This is a genomic window from Candidatus Delongbacteria bacterium, assembly GCA_041675285.1.
In the GTDB taxonomy this organism is placed as follows: Bacteria; CAIWAD01; CAIWAD01; order CAIWAD01; family CAIWAD01; genus CAIWAD01.
In genome coordinates this window covers 64,508-88,274 of record JBAYTZ010000011.1, presented here as the reverse complement: position 1 = coordinate 88,274, position 23,767 = coordinate 64,508, and the positions used below count along the sequence as shown (strand labels likewise).

At 70.4% G+C, this 23,767-nt stretch carries 20 protein-coding genes; 15 read left to right on the top strand and 5 right to left on the bottom strand.

What is annotated here, in order from left to right:
- The first annotated feature begins 362 nt into the window (after positions 1-362).
- The 7 genes from WC326_11590 (at position 363) to WC326_11560 (ending at position 6,526) form a co-directional block, all read left to right on the top strand.
- On the top strand, positions 363-1,763 hold the full coding sequence (locus WC326_11590; protein ID MFA7331703.1) for an FAD-linked oxidase C-terminal domain-containing protein: 1,401 nt from the start codon (positions 363-365) through the stop codon (positions 1,761-1,763).
- Positions 1,760-2,371, top strand: coding sequence for an OmpA family protein (locus tag WC326_11585; protein MFA7331702.1), 612 nt, complete (start codon positions 1,760-1,762; stop codon positions 2,369-2,371). Before WC326_11590 ends, WC326_11585 begins: the two co-directional genes overlap by 4 nt.
- A complete protein-coding gene (locus WC326_11580) occupies positions 2,368-3,033 on the top strand; it encodes a MotA/TolQ/ExbB proton channel family protein (protein ID MFA7331701.1) in 666 nt (221 codons plus the stop codon). The genes WC326_11585 and WC326_11580 overlap by 4 nt, the downstream gene beginning before the upstream one ends.
- On the top strand, positions 3,030-3,470 hold the full coding sequence (locus WC326_11575) for a biopolymer transporter ExbD (protein MFA7331700.1): 441 nt from the start codon (positions 3,030-3,032) through the stop codon (positions 3,468-3,470). The genes WC326_11580 and WC326_11575 overlap by 4 nt, the downstream gene beginning before the upstream one ends.
- The gene (locus WC326_11570) at positions 3,467-4,225 is read left to right on the top strand and encodes a TonB C-terminal domain-containing protein (protein MFA7331699.1); all 759 of its coding nucleotides are present in this window, start codon (positions 3,467-3,469) and stop codon (positions 4,223-4,225) included. The genes WC326_11575 and WC326_11570 overlap by 4 nt, the downstream gene beginning before the upstream one ends.
- On the top strand, positions 4,212-5,564 hold the full coding sequence (locus WC326_11565; GenBank protein MFA7331698.1) for a hypothetical protein: 1,353 nt from the start codon (positions 4,212-4,214) through the stop codon (positions 5,562-5,564). The genes WC326_11570 and WC326_11565 overlap by 14 nt, the downstream gene beginning before the upstream one ends.
- Before the next feature lie 191 nt (positions 5,565-5,755).
- Entirely contained in the window at positions 5,756-6,526 is a 771-nt protein-coding gene (locus WC326_11560) for a tetratricopeptide repeat protein (protein ID MFA7331697.1), read from the top strand.
- 83 nt (positions 6,527-6,609) lie between these two features.
- On the opposite strand, the gene WC326_11555 is transcribed toward WC326_11560, so the two are convergent.
- From WC326_11555 to WC326_11535, 5 genes are read right to left on the bottom strand one after another with little or no spacing between them, the layout of a single operon-like run.
- Complete coding sequence (locus WC326_11555) at positions 6,610-8,904, bottom strand: lamin tail domain-containing protein (GenBank protein ID MFA7331696.1); 2,295 nt, start codon at positions 8,902-8,904, stop codon at positions 6,610-6,612.
- Between the two features lie 21 nt (positions 8,905-8,925).
- The gene (locus WC326_11550) at positions 8,926-9,714 is read right to left on the bottom strand and encodes a lamin tail domain-containing protein (protein MFA7331695.1); all 789 of its coding nucleotides are present in this window, start codon (positions 9,712-9,714) and stop codon (positions 8,926-8,928) included.
- A gap of 46 nt (positions 9,715-9,760) precedes the next feature.
- Positions 9,761-10,483: an SdiA-regulated domain-containing protein gene (locus tag WC326_11545; protein ID MFA7331694.1), complete on the bottom strand. Its 723-nt coding sequence runs from the start codon at positions 10,481-10,483 to the stop codon at positions 9,761-9,763.
- Positions 10,484-10,502: 19 nt separating this feature from the next.
- Positions 10,503-11,489 carry a lamin tail domain-containing protein gene (locus WC326_11540; protein ID MFA7331693.1) on the bottom strand — a complete coding sequence of 329 codons (987 nt, stop codon included), beginning with the start codon at positions 11,487-11,489 and terminating at the stop codon, positions 10,503-10,505.
- A complete protein-coding gene (locus tag WC326_11535) occupies positions 11,486-12,640 on the bottom strand; it encodes a porin (GenBank protein ID MFA7331692.1) in 1,155 nt (384 codons plus the stop codon). The genes WC326_11540 and WC326_11535 overlap by 4 nt, the downstream gene beginning before the upstream one ends.
- Positions 12,641-13,213: 573 nt before the next feature.
- Between WC326_11535 and WC326_11530 the strand changes: the two genes are divergently transcribed.
- The 8 genes from WC326_11530 to WC326_11495 all read left to right on the top strand — a co-directional run bounded on the left by WC326_11530 (position 13,214) and on the right by WC326_11495 (position 23,767).
- Positions 13,214-16,069, top strand: coding sequence for a DUF2723 domain-containing protein (locus tag WC326_11530; protein ID MFA7331691.1), 2,856 nt, complete (start codon positions 13,214-13,216; stop codon positions 16,067-16,069).
- Positions 16,066-17,193, top strand: coding sequence for a glycosyltransferase family 2 protein (locus WC326_11525; GenBank protein MFA7331690.1), 1,128 nt, complete (start codon positions 16,066-16,068; stop codon positions 17,191-17,193). Before WC326_11530 ends, WC326_11525 begins: the two co-directional genes overlap by 4 nt.
- Positions 17,186-17,929: a dolichyl-phosphate beta-glucosyltransferase gene (locus tag WC326_11520; GenBank protein MFA7331689.1), complete on the top strand. Its 744-nt coding sequence runs from the start codon at positions 17,186-17,188 to the stop codon at positions 17,927-17,929. The genes WC326_11525 and WC326_11520 overlap by 8 nt, the downstream gene beginning before the upstream one ends.
- Before the next feature lie 278 nt (positions 17,930-18,207).
- A complete protein-coding gene (locus tag WC326_11515) occupies positions 18,208-20,523 on the top strand; it encodes a phospholipid carrier-dependent glycosyltransferase (protein ID MFA7331688.1) in 2,316 nt (771 codons plus the stop codon).
- A gap of 1 nt (position 20,524) precedes the next feature.
- Complete coding sequence (locus WC326_11510) at positions 20,525-21,604, top strand: DUF4837 family protein (protein ID MFA7331687.1); 1,080 nt, start codon at positions 20,525-20,527, stop codon at positions 21,602-21,604.
- Positions 21,604-22,068, top strand: a complete 465-nt coding sequence (purE, locus tag WC326_11505) for a 5-(carboxyamino)imidazole ribonucleotide mutase (GenBank protein MFA7331686.1) — start codon at positions 21,604-21,606, stop codon at positions 22,066-22,068. Before WC326_11510 ends, purE begins: the two co-directional genes overlap by 1 nt.
- Positions 22,065-23,048 (top strand): SDR family oxidoreductase, encoded by a 984-nt coding sequence (locus tag WC326_11500; protein MFA7331685.1) that lies wholly within the window; start codon positions 22,065-22,067, stop codon positions 23,046-23,048. Before purE ends, WC326_11500 begins: the two co-directional genes overlap by 4 nt.
- A complete protein-coding gene (locus WC326_11495) occupies positions 23,045-23,767 on the top strand; it encodes a polyprenol monophosphomannose synthase (GenBank protein ID MFA7331684.1) in 723 nt (240 codons plus the stop codon). Before WC326_11500 ends, WC326_11495 begins: the two co-directional genes overlap by 4 nt.

The window sequence follows — 23,767 nt, the reverse complement described above, 5'->3', positions numbered from 1 at the left end:
GATCCGAAGAGCAAGAAGAGGATCGAGGAAGGGATTTTGAATCCTTCGCCTTGGGGAGAGATCCGTTTTGGGGCCGCCTGAGTGGCTCCCCCCTGTCTCGCATCGTGCTCTTCTTCGGTCTTCGTGAGCTTCGTGTCCGAGAGGAACCGGGGCAGACACGTAGCACGGGAAGGGATCCGAAGCGCACGAAGAGTGCCGCAGGAGGGATCTCGTTTCTAAGGTCTGTAGGAAGAGCCCGTCTGTGCGCTCGTCGGCGCTCAACCCGGGTTACGAGGATTGATCCTGCTTCTCTCGTTTCTTCGTGCTCTTCTTCGAACTTCGTGAGCTTCGTGTCCAAGTGGAGAGTGGAGAGTGGAGACCGGATGCTGACACCGGAACAGCTGCGGGAATTGGAGGCCGCCGTGGGAGCGGCCTCGCTCATCCTGGACGGGCGCCGGGAGGCCTACGCCGCCGACGAACTGAAAGTCCCCCACCTGCCCGACGTGGTGGTGGAGCCCGAGCGTGTGGAGCAGATCCAGGAGCTGCTGCGCTGGGCCAATCGCCACCTCATTCCCGTCACACCACGCGGGGCCGGCACCGGCCTGTCGGGCGGCGCGCTGGCCACCCGGGGCGGCGTCATCCTCTCCATGAGCCGCTTCAATCGGATCCTCGAGCTCGACCCGCTCAACCGCTTCGCCGTGGTGGAGCCCGGCGTGCTCAACCTGGCCCTGCAGGAGGCCGCTGGTCAACACGGGCTCTTCTACCCGCCGGATCCCGCCTCCTGGGAATCCTGCAGCCTGGGCGGCAACGTGGCCGAGGACGCCGGCGGCCCGCGCTGCGTCAAGTACGGCGTGACACGCAATTACGTGCTGCAGCTGGAGGCCGTCCTGCCCTCGGGGGAGTGGATCTCCTGCGGCACGCGCACGCGCAAGGGCGTGGTGGGCTACAGCCTGCGCGACCTGCTCATCGGCAGCGAGGGCACGCTGGCCGTGCTGACCAAGCTGGTCCTGCGCCTTGTGCCCCGGCCGCGCTGCACGCACACGCTGCTGGCCCTGCTGCCCGACACGGCCACGGCCGCCCGACTGGCCGGGCGCATCCAGCTGGCCGGGCTGACCCCCAGCGCGCTGGAGTTCATGGACGAACGCGCCCTGGAACTGGTCCGCGAGCGGTTGCCCCTGCGCCTGCCGGCGGAGTGCCGGACCGTGCTGCTGCTGGAGAGTGACGGCGAACCCGAGCCCGCCGAACGCGAGGCCCAGCGGCTGGGCGAACTCTGCCTGGCGGAGGGCGCGCTGGACGTGCTGAGCGCCGAGGGCGGCGAAAAACGCGAGCGCCTCTGGGACGTGCGGCGGCGCCTCTCCACCACCACGCGGGAGTTGTTCGCCCAGAAACTCTCCGAGGACATCGCCGTGCCGCTGGACCGGCTGGCGGAGTGTCTGGCGGAGTGCCACCGGCTGGGGGCCGCGGCCGGCCTCAACCTGTTGGCCTACGGGCACCTGGGGGACGGCAATCTGCATGTCAACGTGCTCAGCACTGAGAGTGGCGCGGAGGTGCGGGCCCGGATGTGGGCCCTGGTGGAGGACGTCTACCGGCTGGCGCTGCGCCTGGGCGGGACGATTTCCGCCGAACATGGTGTAGGTTGCTGGAAGCAGCCTTATATTGGATGGGAACTCAGTCCGCTGTCCCAGCGGCTGCAGATGGACGTCAAACGGCTTTTTGATCCACACAATATTTTGAACCCGGGCAAAATCTTTGATTGGCCCACAACCAAGGAGACCGCCATATGAGCACTCTGCGCACCGCCCTGCTGCTCTCGCTGGTCGTCGCTGTCGGACTGGGCAGCGTGGCTTGCAAGAAGAAGGTCGATCCGGCCGCCGAGAAGAACATCACCCAGCAGACGGATGATGCCGCCGCCGCCGCCGCGGCCGCCGCCCAGGCCGAAGCCGACCGGCTGGCCGCCGAAGCCGCCGCCAAGGCCGAAGCCGAGCGCCTGGCCGCCGCCAACGCCGCCAAGGCCGAGGCGGAGCGTCTGGTTCGCGAAGCCCGCGGCACGGCCATCAACTCGCTGTCCGCCGTCTACTTCGACTTCGACAAGTTCGAACTGCGCGAAGACACCCGCGGCAGCCTGGCCCACCACGGCGACGTGCTGCGCACGGTCAGCGACCTGCGCGTGCGGCTGGAAGGCCATTGCGACGAGAACGGCTCCGTGGCCTACAACCTGGCCCTGGGCGACAAGCGCGCCAACGCCGTCAAGGACTACCTGGTCCGGCTGGGCCTGGACGCCGGCCGCTTCGAGACCATCTCCTACGGCAAGTCCCGCCCGGTGGAGCTCGGCCACGACGAGGCCGCATGGTCCGTGAACCGGCGCTGTGAGTTCCAGGCGCTGAATCCGTGACCCTGTGGAGTTTCGTCGCCCACGCCTCGCTGTTTTCCAAGGCGGTCCTGCTGATCCTGGTGGTCCTCTCCGTGCTGAGTTGGGCCGCCATCCTGGAGCGCATCCGCTACTTCCGGCGCGCGGCGGCAGCTGAATCCACCTTCGAGGAAGGCATCGACCAGGGCCGCGGACTCGCGGACCTGGTTCGTTTGGCTGAGCATCATCAGGGGGCGCCCAGCGCCCTCATGCTGCAGCAGGCGGTGCGCCGCCTGCTGCCGCCTTCCGCTTCCGGGGCCGGCGCACACCGGCCTCTTCCCGCTCCGGCGGCCTGGGAGGGCGCCCTGGGCGCCGCCGAACGCCGCGCGCTGGCGGACGTGGACCGCCATTTAAGCCTGTTGGCCACGGTCTCCAGCGCCAGCCCGTTCATCGGCCTGATGGGCACGGTCTGGGGCGTGATGGTGGCCTTCCTGCGCATCGGCGGCCAGCAGGGCCAGGCCATGCTGGAAGTCGTGGGGCCGGGCATCGCCGAGGCCCTGATCGCCACGGTGGTGGGTCTGGCCACGGCCATTCCGGCCACCATCGCCTACAACTACTTCCTGGCCTCCGCGCGCCGCGCGCGGGACCGCTGCGAAGCCCTCCGCGACCTGATCTCCGGCCTGGTGCGGGAGGTGGGACCGGCATGAAAGCCGCGCCCGACCGGGGTCCGCTCTCCGAGATCAACGTCACTCCCCTGGTGGACGTCTTCCTGGTGCTATTGGTCATTTTCATGATCACGGCACCCGTGCTGAAGACCGCCCTCGAAGTGGGCCTGCCCCAGTCCGAGAGCGGTCAGCGGCGCGGCGACCGCGGGGTCACCGTGGAACTGCGCCGGGACGGCCAGCTGATGCTGGGCCGGGAGAGCGTCCGGGCCCAGGAGTTGGGCGCGCGCCTGCTGGACGAGGCCCTGCTGCTGACGGAGGGCGACAGCGCCGCCGCCCGCTCCCTGCCCGTCTTCCTGGCCGCCGACGAGCGCGTGGCCTACGGCGAGGTGGTGGGCCTGCTGGACCGCATCCGCGAAGCCGGCTTCGAGGACGTGGGCCTGATGACCGACCCGCCCCCCCGGGATTCCCAACTCCCATGAGCACCCACCGGCGCCGGACGGGCGGATCGCCCCTGGGGCGCCCGGTGCTGGCCTCGCTGGCCCTGCACGCGGGGATTCTATTGCTCCTCTGGTGGGGCGGCCCCAGCCTGAAGCGACCCGAGGCCGTCCATGTGCGCTTGGTGCGCCAGGCCGGCGGCGGGATGAACCGGCCGGGCTGGGTCAGCGACGCGCCTCCTGCAGAGACGCCCGCCGCCCAGCCGGAGGAGAGCGCGGCGCCCGCCCCGGAACCCGCCGCCCCCGCGGCCCGCAACTCCGCCCCCACCATGGCCCGCACGCCCAATCCCCGTCCGACGACCCCCGCCCAGCCCGCCCGGGAACCTGAACGTCCCCGGCGCGAGTCCGACCAGGCCACGCGCCCGGCGGCGCCGGGGGAGCGGACCCGCCGCGCGGGCAGCGACGCGGGAGCCGGACCCCGGGGCGCCGGCAGCAGCCGCACGGGCGCGACGGCGGACCAGCCCGGGCTGGAAGGCATGAGTCAGTATCTGGTGCGGCTGGAGAATTCCATCCAGCGCACCTTCAAGTACCCGGCCCGCTCCAGCGGGCGCAAGGCGGTCTTCCACTTCCTGGTGGACCGCCAGGGCCGGGTGAGCCAGTTGGAGCAGGTGGGCGAATCGGGCCTGCCCGGGTTGGATCTGGCGGGCCGCAGCTCCATCACCCGGGCCGTTCTGCCCCCGTTGCCGCCGGTGTTTCCCTACGACCAGATCGGAGTGACTTTCACTTTTGTGGACGAATAAGCCTCCCCAGCTGGCTCTGTGCCGGCGCCCGCACTTCCTGACGCGGATCCTCCCCCTGCTGCTCGTCCTGCTGCTGAGCGCGGCCCGGCCGGCGCGGGCGGCGGACGACGACATGCCCGTCGGCGGCTTCTTCCCACCTGGGACGGTCCCCGAGGTGGCGCTGGAAGCCCGCACCCTGAGCTACTTCCGGCCCGGCCTGGTGCTGGAAGCCCCACTGGCGGGCTCTGTCCAGCTGTTGACCTTCGAGAACCGGCTGCGGCAGGCCCTCACGCTGGCGGGCACGCTCAAGCTCTGGTACGGCTCGCCGGACCCCAAGAGCCTGAGCGAGGCCGAACTGGCCAGCCTGGTGCGGCTGGACGAGCGCATCAAGACGGGCGGCAAGCCGGAGACCGTGGAAGTCAGCCTGCTGAACTACAGCGGCGGCGCGCCGCTCGCCACCTGGATCATCAAGCTGGACGAGCAGGCCGCGCGCCAGGCCGAGAGCCTGGCCCAGGAAATCCTGCTGCTGTTGACCGGCTTTCGCGCCCCCTTCGGCTCGCGCGTGCTCTACGTGCAGGCGGAGCGCGGCGGCACGCAGCTGGTGCTGGCGGATTTCTTCGGGGAAGAGCGCCAGGCCCTGAGCCGCAGCGGCAAGACGCGCGTGATGCCGGCCTGGGCGCCCAGCGGCCGCTTCTACGCCTGGACCCAGGTGCATCCGGAGCGCGGCGCCGACATCTGGGTGGGCGCCGTCGCCGGCGGAGAGGCCGAGCTGGTACTCGGCGGTCCCGAGTCCGAGGCCGCACCGGCCTGGAGTCCCGACGGCCGCTGGCTGGCCTGCGCGGCCACGGTCAAGGCCAACACGGACATCTACTTGATCCCGATGGATCCGGCCACCGGACGGCGCACGGGCGAGCCGCGCCGGTTGACGCACCACCCGGCCATCGAGACCAATCCCTCGTGGGCGCCCGACGGCCGCCACCTCGTCTTCGCCAGCGACCGCAGCGGCAGCCTGCAGCTCTACACCATCACTTCGGACGGCGTGGACGAGCAGCGGATCAGTTTCATCGGGACGGGCTCCGACTGCCCCTCCTGGTCGCCGGACGGGGACTGGATCGCTTTCATTTCCCGGGAGCGCAACGGCTGGCAGATCTTCCAGATGCGCCCGGACGGCAGCGACTGGGTGCGCCTGACCGACGAGACGGGCAACCACTTCGATCCGCGCTGGTCGCCGGACGGCCAGCACCTGGCCTATAGCTGGAAGAACGAGGTCTGGGTGATGCTGGCCGACGGCACGGGCCGGCGGCAGCTCAGCAAGGGCGGGGGCGAGAGTCCCTCCTGGGAACCGGTGAAACTGGACTGACCGCCGATTTCCTTCCCCCGCCCCCGGCGGGGGAAGGCGCCGCGCAGCGGCGGGGGATGGGGGCACTCAGGACTTTTCAATGCCCCCATTCGCGCCTGCGGCGCGGCTTCCCCCACCGGGGGTGGGGGAAGAGATTGGCTTCGCCTCGTGCGCCGATCGACCGGGTTGCCTGGAAAGACAAGGAGTACGCCGTGAGACAGCAGCTGCTGATTCTGGCCCTGGCGGCCGCCGCCCTGTTGTCGGGCTGCGCCTCGCGCAGCGAGATCGTCGCCTTCCAGGAGGATCTGGCGCACATCAAGGGCAAGGTGGACCGGGTGGAGAGCCGGCAGACCGAGCAGGACAGCCTGCTCATCGGGCGGGTTGAGTTCCTGAAGGAGCGCTTCCGGGACACGGAGGCCGTGCTGCGCCTGCTCAAGGCCGACCAGCTCCAGGGGACGGAGGATCTGCGCAACCTGCTGACCGAGGTGCGCTCCACCCTGGACGACGCGGGCACCTACAACCGGCGCCTGGCCCAGAAAGTGGACGAGCTGAACCTGATCCTGGCCCGCCAGGGCCTGCGCCAGCAGCGGGACAGCCTGGCGCTGGCGGATCCCTCCTGGCTCTACAACCAGGCCACCCTGGACCGCGTGCGCGGCCTGCCGGAACTGGCGCGCTCGGGCTTCCGCGAATACCTCACCCGTTTCCCCAAGGGCGAGATGGTGGCGCTCTGCCGCTACTGGATCGGCGACACCTGGCTCTCGGAGCAGCAGCCGGACTCGGCGCTGACCCAGTACGAGCGCTTCGAGAAGAGCCACCCGGATCACGCCCAGGTGCCGGCCTCCATGCTGCGCCGCTCGCTGATCCTCGCGGGCAAGGGCAAGACCGAGCAGGCCCGCAGCCTGCTGGACACCGTGCGCAAGCGCTGGCCCAACCGTCCGGAGGCCGAACTGGCCAAGGAGCGGCTGGAGGAACTGGGCAAGTAATCCAGCCGGACCCGTGAGACCGCGCAGGGGCGGTTCTCCCACGTGGAGGACCGCCCCTGGCTTGTCACACGGAGGTCGGAAGGTCAGTTGCGGGCCCGCACCTCGTAGAAGCGCAGGGCTGTGGACTGGGGCAGGCTGAGGGTCGTGGCGGCCGTGACGGCCTCCACCATCCAGGGCCCGTCCGGCGCCGGAGCGCTGGACAGCTCGTACTCCAGCGCGCCGGGAACGGCTGTCCAACTCAGGGTTGCCAGACCGCCGGCCACTTGGATGCCCAGCTGCGGGGCCGCCAGGCTGGAAACGCTGTTAAGCGCGCCCGGGGTGCCCAGGTCGCCGGCGCCGAAGGACGTGTAGGCGGGCAGCCAAGACGCGGCCAGCGCGTTGTCCAACGCGGTGGATTTGAGTTCCATCGACGCGCCGTTGGGATCGGGGAAGGTGGGGCCGCCGTCGTAGGCCACGCGGTCCACCACTGTCAAGCCGGCCCGCAGGATCAGTTCGTCGGCCCCGTTGGTCAGCGTGACCCCGCTGTAGACGTAGTCGGGCGTGACGCCGCCGTTCTCCGCCGGGTTGCCGTTCATGGCCAGCACCAGATAGCCGCCGGGGGCGCAGACGAGATCGGCGTCCGGCGAGATCAGATGCGAATCCGTCCCCTCATCCTCCAACCACCAGTTGCGCAGATTGACCGCGAAGGCGTTGGGGTTGTACACCTCGAACCACTCGCCGAAGTCGTCGGAGACGGCCAGCGGATTCTGCAGGATTTCATTCACCACCACGCTGCCCGCCGGCCAGTAGACCAGCGGCAGGGTCACGGCCAGGGAGGCGTTGCCCGCCAGGTCCTGGACGCCGGCCACCGACAGTTGATAGGTCTGGCCCTGGACGGAGAGCACGCCGAAGTCCAGCGCCACGGTGACGCTGTCCACCAGGCTCGCGCCCAGGCAGGGCAGGCCGTCCAGGCTGTAGTGGGACGGGGTGCCGGCGCTGGCGGCGTCCACGTTCTCATTGAAGAAGACGCGCACGCGGTCGGCGCTGTGGAAACCGGCCAGGGTCACCACGGGCGGCCAGATGTCGCTGGCGTTGGCCAGGCCCGGCGTGCCGCAGGGAGCGCCGGAGGGCGCCCAGCTGGATCCCAGGCTGTTGTCCAACGCAGGACTGAGCAGGCTAAGTGAGGGACCGCTGCCCACGGGCGGGCCGGGCCAGGGCGCCACGATGTCGTAGCTCACTTGGTCCACCACCACGCCCCAGGGCGTGAACAGGCGCACGGCGTCGCCCGTGCTGCTCAGCCCGAAACCGAAATCGCCCACCACGTTGCTGATCCCGTAGTTGGCCGTCAGCTGCGCGGCGTTCTGGGCCAGCACCAGATAGCCGCCGGCGGGGATCAGAGTGCCCGCGGGGAGGGTGAAGACGTGCGTGTCGTCGTTGTCCTTGAAGATCCAGCCGCCCAGGTCGAGGTCCGCGCCGGAGGCGTTGTGGAGCTCCACCCAGTCGTCGCCGCCGAAACAGGCGTCCGTGTACTGGACCTCCGTGAACATGATGTCGGCGTCGGTGACGGCGTCGTCGGTGACGAAGAAGGAATAAAGGTTGCTGGTGGTCACTTGGTTGGCCGTGTCCTCGGCCTCCACAGTGACGTTCACGACGGTGCCGTCGGCGAAGGGGCCGATCAGCGCGGACCAGGTGTTGCCGTTGGCCGTCATGGGCACGTCCACCGGAGTGCCGCCCGTGTCCCAGGACAGGGTGACGGCCAGCAGACCCTGGTCGTCCTGCACCTGGGCGCTCAGTGTGACGGCATCCGTCGAGTTCGGCTGGAGGGGCAGGTGGGCCAGGCCGCTCACGCTGGGGAAGGCGTCGCTCTCGTAGATGGAGTTCTGCGCGCCGGGCGTGCCCAGCGCCGTGCTGCTGGCGCCCCATGAACTGACCGTGTTGTTGTTCAGCGCCGGGTTCTTCAGTTCCAGCGAGCTGCCGCCGCCGTCGGCCAGCGGGCCATCCCACTCCGCCGTGTCGTCGTAGAGCACCTCGTCCACCACGGCGAAGGCGGCGTCCTGGAGGCGGACCAGCTCGCCGCCGTTGTCCAAGTTGCCGCTGCCCCACTGCACCACGCCCGTCAGGCCGTAGGCCGTCTGGATGGTGGCGGCGTCCTTGGCCAGCACCAGATAGCCGCCCGCCGGGATCAGCGTGCCCGGGGCGAAGGTGTGGGCCACGCCGCTGAGAACCCAGCCGCCCAGATCCACCTCCGCGGCGCCGGTGTTCACCAGCTCCAGGAACTCATAGAAGTTGTCGTCGCCCTGGCTGGTGGGCGGGTTGTAGTGCAATTCGTTGATGACCACGTCGGCCATGCCCAGGCGCGTGCCCAGCAGCACCAACGCGGTGGTCAGTCCCCACTTCATGCCGTGCTCCTTCATTGCGGGTTATTGGACGAACAACAGTTTCTGGGTCTGCGTGATGGAGCCCGCCCTCAGCGTCAGGAAGTAGACGCCGCTGGCCTGGCCGGCCTCCGGCTGCCAGACCAGGTGGTGCCGCCCGGCCGGGCGCTGCTGCTCCACCGCGCTCCAGACCTCCCGGCCCGCCAGATCGTGGATGCGCGCGCTGACCGTGGCGGCACGGGCCAGCTCGAACTCCACCGTCGTGCTGGGATTGAAGGGATTGGGCGCGGCGCCCAGCAGGCGCAGGCCCGCCGGCCGCTCCCGGACGGCCACGGCGCTTTGGCCGTTGCTCGCGCCGGGGGTGGGCGTGGAGAAGGGCACCCAGACCTGGGAGCCGTCGAACTGGCGACCCTCGGAGATGTTCGAAGTCTGGGCGTCGAAGTCCCGCCGATCCAGCTCCGTGCTTCCATCGGCGGCGTAGAGCACGACGGACTCGCCCGAAGCGCCCAGCTTGTCGTCCACGTGCAGAGGCCCCTGGTCGGGCTCTTCGTCGAACCAAAGGATGACGAAGCCGCCGGCGGACACCGTGGTGATCTCCGGCGAACCCGTGGGGATCTGCCAGGGCGTGCCGCCGTCGCTCAGCCACAGGCCGCCCAGGTCCACCGGCTCGGCGCCGTGGTTCCAGAGCTCGGCCCAGTCGTCGTGGTCGCCGAATTCGTCGGTGTTGACGGCGTTGTTGGAGGCCAGGAATTCGTTGATCAGCAGGGTCTGGGCCCCGGCCGGTCCCGTCAGGAACGCACAGGTGGCCAGCAGGGCCAGGGGGAGTCGCAGCATGGCGTGGTCTCCGGGTTGCCGGCCGGCAAGCTGCCGGCCGCATGTGTTACGGCAATTGGATTTCAAATAGAGTCGCATTGGAATCGGACAAGACCCAGATGCTGTCGCCGGCGACAGCGACGCCCTCCAAGCGCTCCAGTCCCAGGGCGTATTCCAACACCCGGCCGTCGTCCCCCAGGAAGGTGAGGCTTTCCGACTCGTCGCTGACCACCCAGCAACCGCCGCGCTCGGGATCCAGCGCCAGGCCCGAGTAGTCCCGGGCGAAGTCCAGCTCCCGGATCTCCAGCGCCCCGCCCTCGGGCTCCCAGAGGTAGAGGCGGCCGGGATCCTTCTCCTGCAGCAGCCAGAGATGACCCCGGGCGTCGCACTCGATGCCCTCCAGGCCGCTGTTGCCGCGCCCGGCGGCCGGCTCCAGGGTGAAGCGCCCCAGCTCGGTGCCGTGGATGGAGAGGTGCACGGCCTGGCCGTCGCGCTCGCCGACGATCCACAGGCTGCCGTCGCGCGGATCCGTGCAGATGCCCTCCAGGTCGTCGCCGCTCCAAGCCAGGGTGCGGGTGACCCGGCCCGTGGGATCGAAGCGATACACCAGGCCGGTCTCGTCGGAGACGGTCCAGAACTGGCCGCTGAGCGGGTCCAGACAGAGGCCCGAAGGCTCCTGGACCTGCACGCGCACCTCGCTCAGCAGCGTCCAGGTCGGCGCGGGTTCCGCCTGCCCGTAGCAGGAGAAGGCCAGCAGGCCCCAGGCGGTCAACAGGAATACTCGGCGCATCGGTCGGTCCTCCGCAGGCTCAGGGCTGGTTGGGGTGCCCCGGCGTGGGGACGTCGAACGCTTGCCAGGTCTCGCCGCCGTCGGGCCGGCGGCCCAGCGAGCGGTCTGTCTGCTGGGCCGGATAGCTGACGGTTTCCAGCCGCGTCTCGCCGTCGGCGGCCGTGACCAGCACGTCCTCGCCGGAGCCCGACAGGGCGAAAGCGGCGTGGAAGGGCCCCTGGCCGGGCTGGCTGTCGCACCAGACCACGGCGAAGGCCCCGGGGGCCAGCAGGCTGTCGCCGCCGGGCAGCAGCTGGAACTTCCGCGGCGTGGCCGCATCGTCGCTGAGCCACAGTCCGGCCAGCTGCACGGCCGTGCCGCCGGCGTTGTGGAGTTCGAACCAGTCGTCGTACTCGCCGTGCTCGTCCACGCAGCAGGCGTCGTTGGAGGCCAGCAGCTCGTTGACCACCAGCCGGCCCGGCCCGGGCTCGCCGTCCGGCTCGTTGGGCTGGCCCGCCGTGGGCGGGTTCAGGGTCTGCCAGTCTCCCGCTCCGTCGGGCACGCGGCCTTCGCTCTGGTCCTGCAACTGGGGCCCGAAGACGCGCTCGTCCAGCAGCCGGCCCGCCGCGTCGCGCAGCTGCAGGGTCTCGCCGTCGGCGCTGAGCTTGAAAGGGGCGTGGAAGGGCCCGGGGGGCGTCTCGTCGTCGCACCAGATCACCACGAAGCCGCCCGGGGCCAGCAGGCTGTCCGTGCCCTGGATGACGAATTTGTCCGGGTCGCCCGGATCGTCGCTGAGGGCAAGGCCGTCCAGGGGCAGGGCCGTCGGGCCGGGGTTGTGGAGTTCCACCCAATCGTCGGCCTCGCCCAGCTCGTCGACGGAACCGCCGCCGTTGGAAGCGCAGAACTCGTTCAGGACCAGCCCGCCGGCGGCCGGACCCCCGTCGTCCAGGTCGTCCTTCAGACAGCCCGTCGCCAGGCAGGCCAGCAACAGGAGCCCGGCGCGGCAAGCGTGTGGCGCGCGCCTCACAGGACCCTCAGCTGCACCAGCAGCCGCAACTCGTCCTCTTTCCATGGGTTCGCGTCCCCTTCCCTCAACTTGAAGCGGTGCAGCCAGTCCAGCATGATTTTGAAGTCGTGCCCGTCGGGCAGCAGGTTGATTCCCGTGGTCAGGCCGCGCATGGTGTCGTCCGCCCGGCGGTGGTTGGGATTGAATTCGTCGTAGGCCACCACGGGCTCCAGCACCCAGCCGGCCAGCGCGTTCCAGGGCAGACGCCAGGCGTACTGCAGCTGGGCCATGTAGCCGCCGGCCCGGTATCCGTCGCCGCTGTCCGGCCTCAGGCGGGCGTGATCGAACTCCAGCGTGCCCTGCCAGCCCCGCCACTTGGCGCTGAAATCGCCGCCGTAGAGGAGCTTCTCCCCGTCGATGGTGCGCAGGTAGTCGCGGGGATCCTCCAGGGCCGGGGCCTTGTCCCGGCTCTGGGCCAGATTGACGCCCGCCAGCACGCGGAGCCGTTTCGAGTGGGAGAAGTCGCCCTCCTCGCCGCCCAGTTCGCCCAGCGGCGCCCACTCCAGCCGGGCGGCGTAGAGGGGCCGGCCCGCGGGGTCGTCGTACTTGTGGTTCTCGCCGTTGCCCGTGAAGACGCCCAGCCAGCCGGTCCAGTCACGGACGGGCGTGCGGGCCCGCAGCAGCAGCCCGCGGTCCCGGCCGGGCAGGAAGTCGTTGACCACCTCCGGCCGCCGCACGATGGACTGGGCGTGCTCGGGAATCAGCTGCTTGCGCCCGTAGGGCACCTTCTGCTGGCCCATCCGCAGGGTGAGCTGGTCGGAGGGCAGCCAGGACAGGTGCAGATCGCGGGCCTCAAGACCCTGGTGGTCCTGCTCCTGGCCCGTCTCGCGCTCCAGGCCGTTGTGGCCGCGCAGCTCCAGCTGGAGTTCCCAGGCCAGCCGGAAGCGGTACTGCTGGCCGGAGAACTTGAGCCGGGCGGACTCCACATAGAAGCGGTCCTTGTTGTGGTCCTCGTCGCCGGGGAACAGCCAGCGGTGGTGCCAGGCCGTGCGCAGACGGGCTTCCAGCTCCACGCGTCCGCGGGGGTGGGTCAGGCTGTACTGGGCCTGGGCCAGGGGCGCCAGCAGGGCCAGGCCGGCCAGCAGCCAATTCAGGACGGGGGAAGGGAACATGGCCTCCTCGGATTCAGCGGGCTGAAGGTGGGGGGCGGGTGTCAGGCTGCGGTCAGGACCGGGTTAGGATGGAGTTTGGAGGGGATTTCCGGTGGCGTGGGCGGTTTCCGGCGAAAAGCCGCCTGCCGCGCGCCCCATTAACACTGCCGTTAACAGCGGGCTGGTATCCTGGGTCCGGAACCGGGAGGGGAGGGCGCAGCGGTGTCCCTTCCCCGGCGGGAAGCGGACCAGCAAGCCTGAATGCTGTCCCCAACCACGCAGGCGTCCCGGTGTAGGTAGTTCGAATCCCGGTCTGGGGGATCCTCACGCAGGGTCCTCCAGCCGGATCAGCCGGCGCGGCAGGTTCCGAACGGATCCCGGGGGGGGCCAAAGGATCTCCGCGCCGGCCCTTTTTCCTACCTTGGGCCGCCTTTCCTGCGCCCCGGGCGAACGAAAGGCCCGGTCGGCGCTTTTCTCCAGCAGACAAGCGGACGCAGCGGACCCGCTGGAAGGGCCGCCGTCGTGCGGAAGCTGGGGCTTCCAAGCCCGAATTCGGCCCGATTCACCGGTACCATCAACAGACTTGGGAGTGGGATGAAATCCCCGGACACCGCCACCACGACCACGGACGATTCCGCGGCCTTCACGGGCAACCTGCGACTTTGGCACCGGCTGACGGCCCTGGGCGTCTTCCTGGCCTCCCTGGTGCTCTACTTCCTCACCATGGCGCCCACCACCAGTTTCTGGGACTGCGGCGAGTTCATCGCCAGCTCCCACAGCCTGTCGGTGCCCCATCCGCCCGGCGCGCCCTTCTTCCTGCTGCTGGGCCGGCTGTTCTCCATGCTGCCCCTGTTCGGCGACGTGGGGGCGCGGGTGAACTTCATCAGCGTGCTCACCAGCGCGCTGACCGTGCTGCTGCTCTACCTGACCATCGTGCAGCTGCTGCGCTACTGGAAACCCCTGGAGCGGATGGGCCTGGCCGAGTTGGGCGGCGCGGCGCTGGGCGCCCTGACCTTCATGGCCACGGACACCTTCTGGTTCAACGCCGTGGAGGCCGAGGTCTACGCCATCAGCATGCTGTTCACGGCGCTGGTGGTCTGGCTGGCGCTGGTCTGGCACGACCTGGAGCTGCGCGGCCGGCACGACGGGGACCGCATCCTGCTGCTGGTCTTCTACCTCATCGGCCTGGCCATCGGCGTGCACCTGCTCAACGTGCTGGCGCTGCCCATGGTCTTCCTGGTGATCTACTTCCACTGGCGGGAGGGCAAGCCCCAGGAGACCGGGCACTTCCTGCTGTTCTGGGGCCTCTGCACGCTGGCCATCCTGCCGGTCTTCCCCGGCGTCGTGCTCTGGCTGCCCAAGTTCATCAACCTGCTGCACGACCTGGGCGGCGAGGCGCTGGCCGCCGGCGGGCTGCTGGCGCTGCTGGTGGGGCTGGGCTTCCTGTTCAACCTGGGCCGCGTCAAGGGCAACCGGCCGCTGGCGCTGGGCTCCGCCGGACTGTTGCTGATCATCCTGGGCTACCTGAGCTACGTGGTGATCCTGCTGCGCAGCGGCCTGAACCCGCCCCTGGACGAGAACAACCCCGAGACCCTGGCCGGCCTGATCGCCTACCTGAGCCGCGAGCAATACGGCAGCGAGTCCATCGTCACCCAGCTGCTGGAGCGCAAGGCGCCCTTCTGGGACTGGCAGATCCGCGAGATGTACATCCGCTACTTCAACTGGAACTTCATCGGCCGCGTGATGGAGACCGGGCGGACGGGCTTCCAGTTCTTCGGCCTGCCGCTGCTGGTGGGGCTGTGGGGCGTGGTGACGCACTTCCAGAAGGACTGGAAGCGCGCCTTCACCATCGCCAACCTGTTCGTGCTGACGGGCGTGGCCATCGTGGTCTACCTGAACCAGGAGAATCCCCAGCCCCGGGAGCGCGACTACGCCTACGTGGGCTCCTACTTCGCCTTCGCCATCTGGATCGGGTTGGGCGCCTGGAGCCTGCTGGAGGACCTGGGGCGTTGGCTGAAGAACCTGAAGGCCCCGGCGCAGTGGGCCCTGCTGCTGGTGATGCTGGCCATGCTGCCGGCCAACATGGTGGTGGCGAATTACTTCACCCACGACCGCAGCCGCAACTACGTGGCCCAGGATTACGCGCGCAACGCGCTGGCCACCCTGGCGCCGGACGCCATCCTGTTCACCAACGGGGACAACGACACCTTCCCGCTCTGGTACCTGCAGATTGTCGAGAAATTCCGCCCCGACGTGCGGGTGGTGAACTTGAGCCTGCTGAACACGGGCTGGTATGTGAAGCAGCTGCGCGACGAGGCCCCGACCCTGCCGCTCTCCTCCTTCTTCTCGGATGAGAACATCGACCTGGCCATCGACGGGCGCGGGGACGAGGCCTTCGCCTGGCGCTACTGGGGCCAGGAGGTCTGGCGGGACGCGGTGGGCAACCCCCTGCCCAAGGAGGCCTGGTACAAGGTGCCGCTGCGCAGCGCCGACGGCCAGACCTACGCCGTCACCTGCCCGCCCACGCTGTTCATCCCCATGGGCGACGGCACCCAGGAGCGCAATTTCCTGCGTGTCCAGGACCGGATGATCCTCGAGATCGTCAAGGCCAACCTCTGGCAGCGCCCGATCTACTTCGCCGTCACCGTGGCCCGGGACAACTTCGCCGGGCTGGATCCCAACCTGCGGATGGACGGCCTGGCCTACCGCGTGATGGACAAGCCCCAGCGCGAGATGGCGCTGGATCCCGCCATCCTGGGCGGCAGCCTGGCGATCTTCGAGCAGAACCTGCGCGGCCTGAACGACCCGGGCATCTACTACGACGACAACATCCAGAAGCTGGTGCAGAATTACCGCAGCGCCTTCATCCAGCAGGCCCTGGAGCTGGACGGCCTGCAGCGCAAGCCCGAGGCGCTGGCCATCCTGAACCGGATGGACGAGCTGATGCCCGAGGCCGTGGTGCCCTCTTACAGCCCGCAACTCTCCATGCAGCTGGGCCTGCTCTTCCAGCGGCTGGGCAATCCGGACGGCCTGCGCACGCGGCTGGAGATCCTTGATCCGGCGCGGCTCAACCAGGAGGAGCTGTTCTACCTGGGCAGCTACTGGATCCAGCCTCTGAAGGAGATCCAGCGCGGCCTGGGGATCCTGGACAGCCTGGCGGAGAAGGATCCCACCCAGAAGATCCGGATGGAGACGGCCTATCTGCTGGAGGAGGCGGGGGAGCGCGAGCTGGCGGCGGAGCGCTACCGGCGCGTGCTGCTGCAGAACCCCGGCCTGACCGAGGCCACCGCCGGACTGATCCGGCTGCTGGAGGCCCAGGGCAACTGGGCCGAGGCCGTCAAGCTGGTGCAGGAGTGGTTGAAGAAGAACCCCAACGACCCGGGCGCCCAGAGTCGGCTGCTGCGCTATCAGGCCAAGCTGGACTCCGCGCAGGCCGCTGGGAGCCGGTGAGTCCCTTCCCGGAAGCGGACCGCGCCTCCGAGCGCGGGGCGGAGGCCCGCGCGGTCTGCGTGGTGATTCCCCACGCCGGCGGCTGGGGGATCCTGGAAAGTTGCCTGACGCACCTGGCCCGGGGCGTGGTGCCCTGCCGCGTCCTGCTGGTGGACAACGCCAGCCCGGACGACAGCGTGGAGCGCGTGCGCCGGGCCTTTCCCTGGGTTGAGGTGCTGGCCCAGGAGCGCAATCTGGGCTTCGCCGGCGGCTGCAACGCCGGCCTGCGCGCCGCGCTGGCGGATCCCGCCTGCCGCGTGGCCGTGCTGCTCAACAACGACACGGAGCCCGCGCCGGACTGGCTGGAGCAGCCGCTGGCCCTGCTGGCCGCGCATCCCAGGCTGGCCGCCGTCCAGCCGCGCCTGCTCTCCATTCCCTTTCCCGGCCGGCTGGACTACAGCGGCGCCGCGGGCGGCCTGCTGGACGTCTACGGCTTTCCCTTCGCCCTGGGCCGCGTGCTGGGCGAGCTGGAGGCCGACGGCGACAACTGGCTGGAGCCGCGCCGGCTGGCCTGGGCCTCGGGCACGGCCTGCGCGCTTAAGCTGGAGGCCCTGCGCGAGGTGGGCCTGCTGGAGGAGAGCTTCTTCATGCACATGGAGGAGATCGACCTGGACTGGCGCCTGCGGCTGGCGGGCTGGGAACTGGCCTCGGCGCCCCTGAGCCGGGTGCGCCACCACAGCGGCTACAGCCTCGGGGCGGAGAGTCCGCTCAAGGTCTATCTCAACCATCGCAACAGCCTGCGCATGTTGACGCGCAACGCCGGCGGCGCCACGCTGCTGCGCCGTCTGCCCATTCGCCTGCTGCTGGACGGCGCCGCGCTGCTCAGTTACCTGGCCGGGGGCCGTCCGGCCCACGCCTGGGCCGGGCTGAAGGGTGTGGCCGGCTGGCTGGCGCAGCTGCCGCGGGATCTGCAGGCCCGGCGGGGCATCCAGGCCCTGCGCCGGGTGCCGGAGGCCGAGCTGCAACGCGGGCACTATCCGGGCAGCGTGGCCCTGGCCGCCCGGCTGCGCGGCCGCACCACGGTCCAGGCGCTGGGCTGGTGTCCGCCCGTTCTGCAAGTCAAGGAGGAGTCCGCCGGTGTATGAGGGCCTGCTCAGCGTGGTCATTCCGGCCTGGAACGAAGAGCGGCGCATCGCGCCCAGTCTGCAGCGCTCCGTGGCCACCCTGCAGCGGCTGGCCCCGCGCCACGAGATCGTCGTGGTGGACGACGGCTCGGCGGACCGCACGCTGGACGTGGCCCAGGCCGCGGCCCGGGCGGCCCACGAGTTCCGCGGGCTGCGCAACGAGCGCAACTTGGGCAAGGGCGGAGCCGTGCGCCGGGGCATGCTGGAGGCGCGGGGCGACCACATCCTGTTCTGCGACGCCGACGAATCCACGCCCATGGAGACCCTGGAGCTCTTCCTGCCCGCGCTGGCCCGGCGGGAGGCCGTGGTGATCGGCACGCGCAAGAACCGCGAGGCCGTGATCGCCCGCCACCAGCCCTGGCTGCGCGAGACCATGGGCAAGGGCTTCACGCTGCTGGCCCAGACCCTGGCCGGCGTGGCGGTGACGGACTTCACCTGCGGCTTCAAGATCTTCCGCCGGGACGCGGCCCAGGCGGTGTTCGCCCGCCAGACCCTTTCCAACTGGAGCTTCGACGCGGAGATCCTCTTCCTGGCGCGCCACCTGGGTTACGGGATCACGGAGATTCCGGTGACCTGGACCAACGACGCGGACACGCGCGTGCGCCTGGTGCGGGACACCCTGGGCAGCCTCAAGGGCCTGCTGCACATCGCCGGCCGGCGCGCGACCGGTGCCTACGGGCCGGGTGTTGCTCGCTGAAGGCTCTCCACAGAAGACGTACCACGAAGGGCACGAAGAGCGGAGAAGGGCACGAAGGGTTTGGATAGAAGAATATCTGAGCTGAGCGGCGGTGACGGACGACTTCGGGCGGCGAGCTTCCAGGAGTAGACACTGATTCTTCTCCGACGTGGGCGACAACTGGACCAGTCGATGTGCGCTGAATCCAGACTCGACCTCCTCTTCCCGCGCTTCTCCCGGCTTCGTGTTCTTCGTGGTGAGCGTGAGATTGTGACGGCCTGTAACGGATGGGGCAAGCGATGCGCGATGAGTGGAAGCAGGGCCTGGCGACGCTGCGACTGGGCCGTCGGACACTGCGGCTGGATCTGGTGCTGGTGCTGGTGCTGCTGCTGGCGGCCCTCTGGCGCCTGAACGGCCTGGACTGGGGCTGGACGGACTTCAACCCCGCCCCTGCGGAGAGTGGCGGTCCCGGCCACTTCTTCGCCTTCCACCCGGACGAGAACTCCAACATCCGCGCGGCCAAGAACTTCACCCAGAGCGACTCCTGGCGCCCCACGGGCGAACTCTACGGCGAGAAGGTGGACTACAGCCTCTACGGCGCCACCACCATCTACCTGCACACGCTCGTGGTGAAGGCGCGCGCCCTGGGCGGCGGCGTGAGGGCCTTCGACGAGGAGGATCCCGTCTCCTTTAAGGCCACCTGGCTGGCCGTGCGCTGGCTGACCGCGCTCTTGGGGCTGGGCTGCATTGGTCTGCTCTACTGGGCGGCCTTGAGCCTGCACGGGCGCGCCGTGGCCCGGCTGGCGGCCCTGCTGCTGGCGGGCGCGGCCTTTCACGCCCAGAGCGGGCGCTTCGGCACCGTGGACATGCCCATGCTCTTCTTCACGCTCTGGAGCTTCGCCCACAGCGCGCGCCTGGCCCGGACCTTCCGCTGGAGCGACCTGCTGCTGGCCGCCGTGGCAGCGGGCCTGGCGGTCTCCACCAAGATCAACGCCGTGCTGGTGGTGCTGCCGCTCATCGCCGCCGAGCTGGTCCGCGAGCCCTGGCCCAGCGGCGCCGGCGCGCGCATGGCCAGCCTGGGCCGGCGCCTGTTCGGCCCGCACCTGCTGGCCGCCGGGGCGCTCACTCTGGGCGTGTTCTTCCTGCTCAACCCCTACGCCCTGCTGGACTGGCGGAGCTTCCTGTTCGCCGACAACGCCTTCGGGCTCGTGCACATCCTGCACAACGTGCGCGGCGACTTCTTCTACCCCTTCCAGATCCAGTTCGAGGACATCCGGCCCTTCTCCTTCCTGCTGGGCAACGTGCTCTGGTGGGCGGCGGGGCCGACCCTGCTGCTGGGCGGGCTGGCTGGAATCCTCTGGGCCATCTGGCGGCGTCGCCCGGCGGATTGGCTGCTGCTGGCCTGGTTCGTGCCGGGCCTGCTGCTCACCGCCGGGGCCAAGGTGCTGTTCATGCGCTACGCCCTGCCCTTCCTGCCCCTGCTGGCCCTGGGCGCCGCCGTGCTCTGCGTGGACCTGCTGCGCCTGGCCCGCGGCCGGCTGACGCGCGCCGCCGCCCTGCTGCTGATCCTGGCCGTGGCGCTGCCCGCGCTGGCCTGGACCGCGGCGCTGGCCTCCGTCCACGGGCGGGAGGACAGCCGGATCTCCGCCGGCCGCTGGCTGGCCGCCCACTTGCCGGACGGGGCGCGCCTGCTGCACGAGCGCAGCGCCAACTCCATCAAGCCCGTGATCCACATGCCGCGCTACCGCAACGTCTGCCTGGAAATCCCCACGGTCTACCGGGCCACGGGCTGTACGGAGGCCGAGAAGCTGGACTTCCTGGTGGACCGGCTGCGCCAGGTGGACTGGGCGGCGATCCTCGAGTCCAACCGCAAGCTGGGCTACGAGCGCAGCACGCGTTATCCCGCCGAGCGCCGCTTCTACGAAGAGCTGTTCGCCGGCCGGCTGGGCTTCGTCACCGACACGGTCTTCCAGAGCCGGCCCCGCGTGCTGGGCGTGCCCATCGACGACGAGCCGGCGGAATTCAGCCTGCGCTACTACGACCACGAGGAAATCCACATCCTGCGCAAGACGGACCCCGCGGCCCTGGAGGCCGGGCTGGCCCGCCTGAAGAGCGAGCTGGCGGCGAACCCGGCCACGGCGGACGCGCGCCTGGCCCGGGCGGCCGCGCTGCTGGAAGAGGGCAATCCCCAGGGGGCGCGGGACGCCGCGGTGGCCCTGCTGGAGGAGGCCGACGCCGCCCTCAAGCAGGGCGAGAACCGCGCTTTCGGCCAGGCCGCGGCCATCGGCCTGCTGGCGCGGATCTTCGAACTCACGGGCCAGGCCAGCCTGGAGGGCGGGCAGGCCGAGCAGGCCCGGCAGTTGATGCAGGAGGCGGACCGCCTGCACTCCCAGTCCCTGCAGGTGCCCAACGCGCCGCTGGGGCTGGACGGCCGGATGGCGGACTGGGTGGAGTTCCGGGCCCGGGTCTTCGGACCTGCCGGGGCGGCGGAGTTGCTGGGCCAGGCCCTGGGCTCCGGGCTGGACGGCCCGCGGCTGCGGGCCCTGGCCGGCGAACTGGGCCTGCAGGCGGCGACGGCTCCCGCCGAAGCGCGCCTGCCCCAAGAGGGAGAGTGAGATGAACCGATTCGCAAGGCGGACGCCGGGCCTGCTGCTCGCGCTTCTGCTCCTGTTGGCGGCAGCCTGCACGCGGCCGCGCTCTGAGGGCGAGCGCTACGAGATCATGGTGCTGGCGGACAGCACACGCCACGCGGCCCTGGCCCCGGTCCTGGACAGTCTGTTCGCCGACCAGTGGATGACCCTGCTGCCCGAGTCCCGGCTGGCCTGGCGCTGGGCGGATCCGGCCCAACTGGACCTCTACCTGTCCCGGCGCAACCTGCTCATCGCGGTGGACGGGCCGGCGGAGGGTCCGGTGGGACGCTTCCTGGAGAACCTGCTGGGCGCCGGCGTGCAGGACCGCATCCGCAAGGAGGAGGCCTTCCTGTTCCGCAAGCCCGAGGCCTTCGCGCGCGACCAGCTGCTGCTGATCCTGGCGGCGCCCACGCCGGAGAGCTTCCAGCGCCAGGCCCTGGAGCGCACCGCCGAAGTGCGGGCCCAGTTCCTGGAGCACGAGCAGGCGGCGGAGCGCGAGGGCTACCGCAGCGCGCGGCTGCAGAAGGCCCTGGAGGACAGCCTGGCCCTGGCCTGCGGCTTCCGCCTGAGCATCCCGCCGGACTGGTTCGTGGTCCAGGGCGTGGAACAGCCGCCCTTCATCCGGCTGCGGCGCCTGAACCCCGACCGCTGGATCACCGTGCACTGGAGCGAGGGGCCGGACAGCCTGCGGCTGACGGAGGAAGGCCTGCGCACGGTGCGCACCCGGCTGGGCCGCCTGTTCTGGGACAAGGACTTCCCCGAGGCCGGCCACAGCCGGTTCAGCACGGTGCGGATCAACGGGCTGGAGGCCACGCTGCTGGAGGGCATCTGGGGCACCGACGCCTACGTGGGGGGCGGTCCCTTCCTGCTCTACGCCGTCCACGTGCCCGGCGCGGCCGGTCTGCCCCAAGGGAGGACATTCTATATTGACGCGGCGGTGCTGAATCCGGGCGGTCCCAAGTCGCCCTTCCTGCACCAGCTCAGCCAACTGGTGGCCACCTTCGCCGGCACCGACGCCGAGGGCAAGGCCATCGGACCCCTGCAACCCGAAGAACTGGAAGAATGATGAGTGCCCAGGTCCTGATCCTGATGGGTTCCGAAAGCGACCGCGCGGTCTTCGAGGCCTCCCTGCCCTATTACGCGCACTTCGGGCTGGAAGTGGAGATCCTAGTTTCCAGCGCCCACCGCAACCCCGAGCGCACGGGCCAGCTGGCCGCCGGCGCCCGGGCGCGGGGCGTGGCCGTCATTGTCTGCGGGGCCGGGATGGCCGCCCACCTGGCGGGCGTGGTGGCCTCGCGCAGCAGCCTGCCTGTGATCGGCGTGCCGCTGGACGCCTCGCCGCTGGGCGGGCTGGACGCGCTGCTGTCCACCGTGCAGATGCCGGCGGGGATTCCCGTGGCCACGCTGGCGGTGGGCAAGGCCGGGGCGATCAACGCCGCCGTGCTGGCGGCGCGCATCCTTTCGCTGGGCGATCCCGCCCTGGCCGGCCGCCTGGACGAGTTCATGGCCGCCGGCGCCCGGCTTTCGTGACCCTGTCCGCCGCACCCGGCCGTGGCCGGCCGCGCGTTCTGTTGACGGGCTGCAACGGCCGGCTGGGCCAGCACTTGCTGCCGCTCCTCGTGCCGGACTGCGACGTGCTGGGCGTGGGCGTGGAAGAGCAGGGCCCGCCCGCGGCGCCGGGCCTGCGCTATGTTCGGCTGACCGGACGCGGCGCGGCGGCCTGGCTGGAACTGGCCGCCGGATTTCGCCCCACGGCCGTGCTCAACGCCGCCGCCTACACCCAGGTGGATCAGGCGGAGCGCGAGCGCGAGGCCTGCTGGCGGGCCAACGTGGATCTGGTGCGCGGCCTGCTGGCCGTCTGCCGCGCCCACGGCGCCTGGCTGGGTCAGGTCTCGACGGATTACGTGTTCGACGGCACGCGCGGACCCTACGCGCCGACGGACGCGCCCCACGCCCGGGGCGTCTACGCCCGCAGCAAGCTGGCGGCGGAGAATCTGGTGCGCGGCTCGGGCCTGCCCGCCGCCGTCGTGCGGACCATCGTGCTGTTCGGGCGGGGCGAGCGGCTCAAGCCCGACTTCTTCGAGTGGGCCGCGGGCGAACTGCTGGCTGGGCGGCCGATCCGCGTGGTCACCGACCAGCTGGGCAACTGCTGCTGGGCCGGCGACCTGGCCCTGGCCCTGCGCCGGGCGCTGGATCTGCGGGCCACGGGTCTGTATCACGCGGCGGCCCGCGGGCAGGAGTCGCGCCACGCCATGGCCCTGCGGCTGGCCGGTCTGCTGGGGGCGGACGCGCAGCTGGTGCGGCCCATCCTAAGCGCCGAGCTGGGCCAGGCCGCGCCGCGGCCCCTGCGCGGCGGCCTACGGGTGGACGAGACGGAGGCCGCGCTGGGCCTGCGCTTTCCCGATATCGGGACGGCGCTGGAGAGCTGGTGGCGCCAGGGCGGCAGCCCCACGGTCCGCGGAACGACAGGCAGCGCCGGCTCCGGCCGGACCAACGAGGAATCCCGATGAGACCCGAGCGCGCCCTGGTCATCGTGCCCACCTACAACGAGGCCGAGAACCTGGAAGCCCTGGTGGCCCAGGTGCTGGTCCAGGACCCGCGGCTGGAAGTCCTGGTGGTGGACGACGGCAGTCCCGACGGCACCGGCGGGCTGGCCGACGGCCTGGCGGCCCGGGAGCCGCGCGTCCACGTGCTGCACCGGCCGGGCAAGCTGGGGCTGGGTTCGGCCTACGTGACGGGGTTCCGCTGGGCCATCGAGCGCGGCTACGACGCCATCTGCGAGATGGACGCCGACTTCTCCCACGATCCCGGCGTGCTGCCGGTCTTCCTGACGGCCATCGAGGACCACGACCTGGTGATCGGCAGCCGCTACAAGACCGGCGTCAACGTGGTCAACTGGCCGCTCTCGCGCCTGCTGCTCAGCTATGGCGCCAGCCTCTACACGCGCTGGATCACGGGCATGCCGGTGCGCGACCCCACCGCGGGCTTCACGTGCTTCCGCCGCTCCACGCTGCAGCAGCTGGATCTGGAGCGGATTCACAGCAACGGCTACAGCTTCCAGGTGGAGGTCAAGTTCATGGTCTGGCGCAAGGGCCTGGCCATGCTGGAGGTCCCCATCGTCTTCGTGGACCGGCATCAGGGCACCAGCAAGATGAACCGGGCCATCGTGCGCGAGGCCATCTGGATGGTCTGGAAACTGAAACTGAGGGCCCTGCTGGGCCGCATTTGA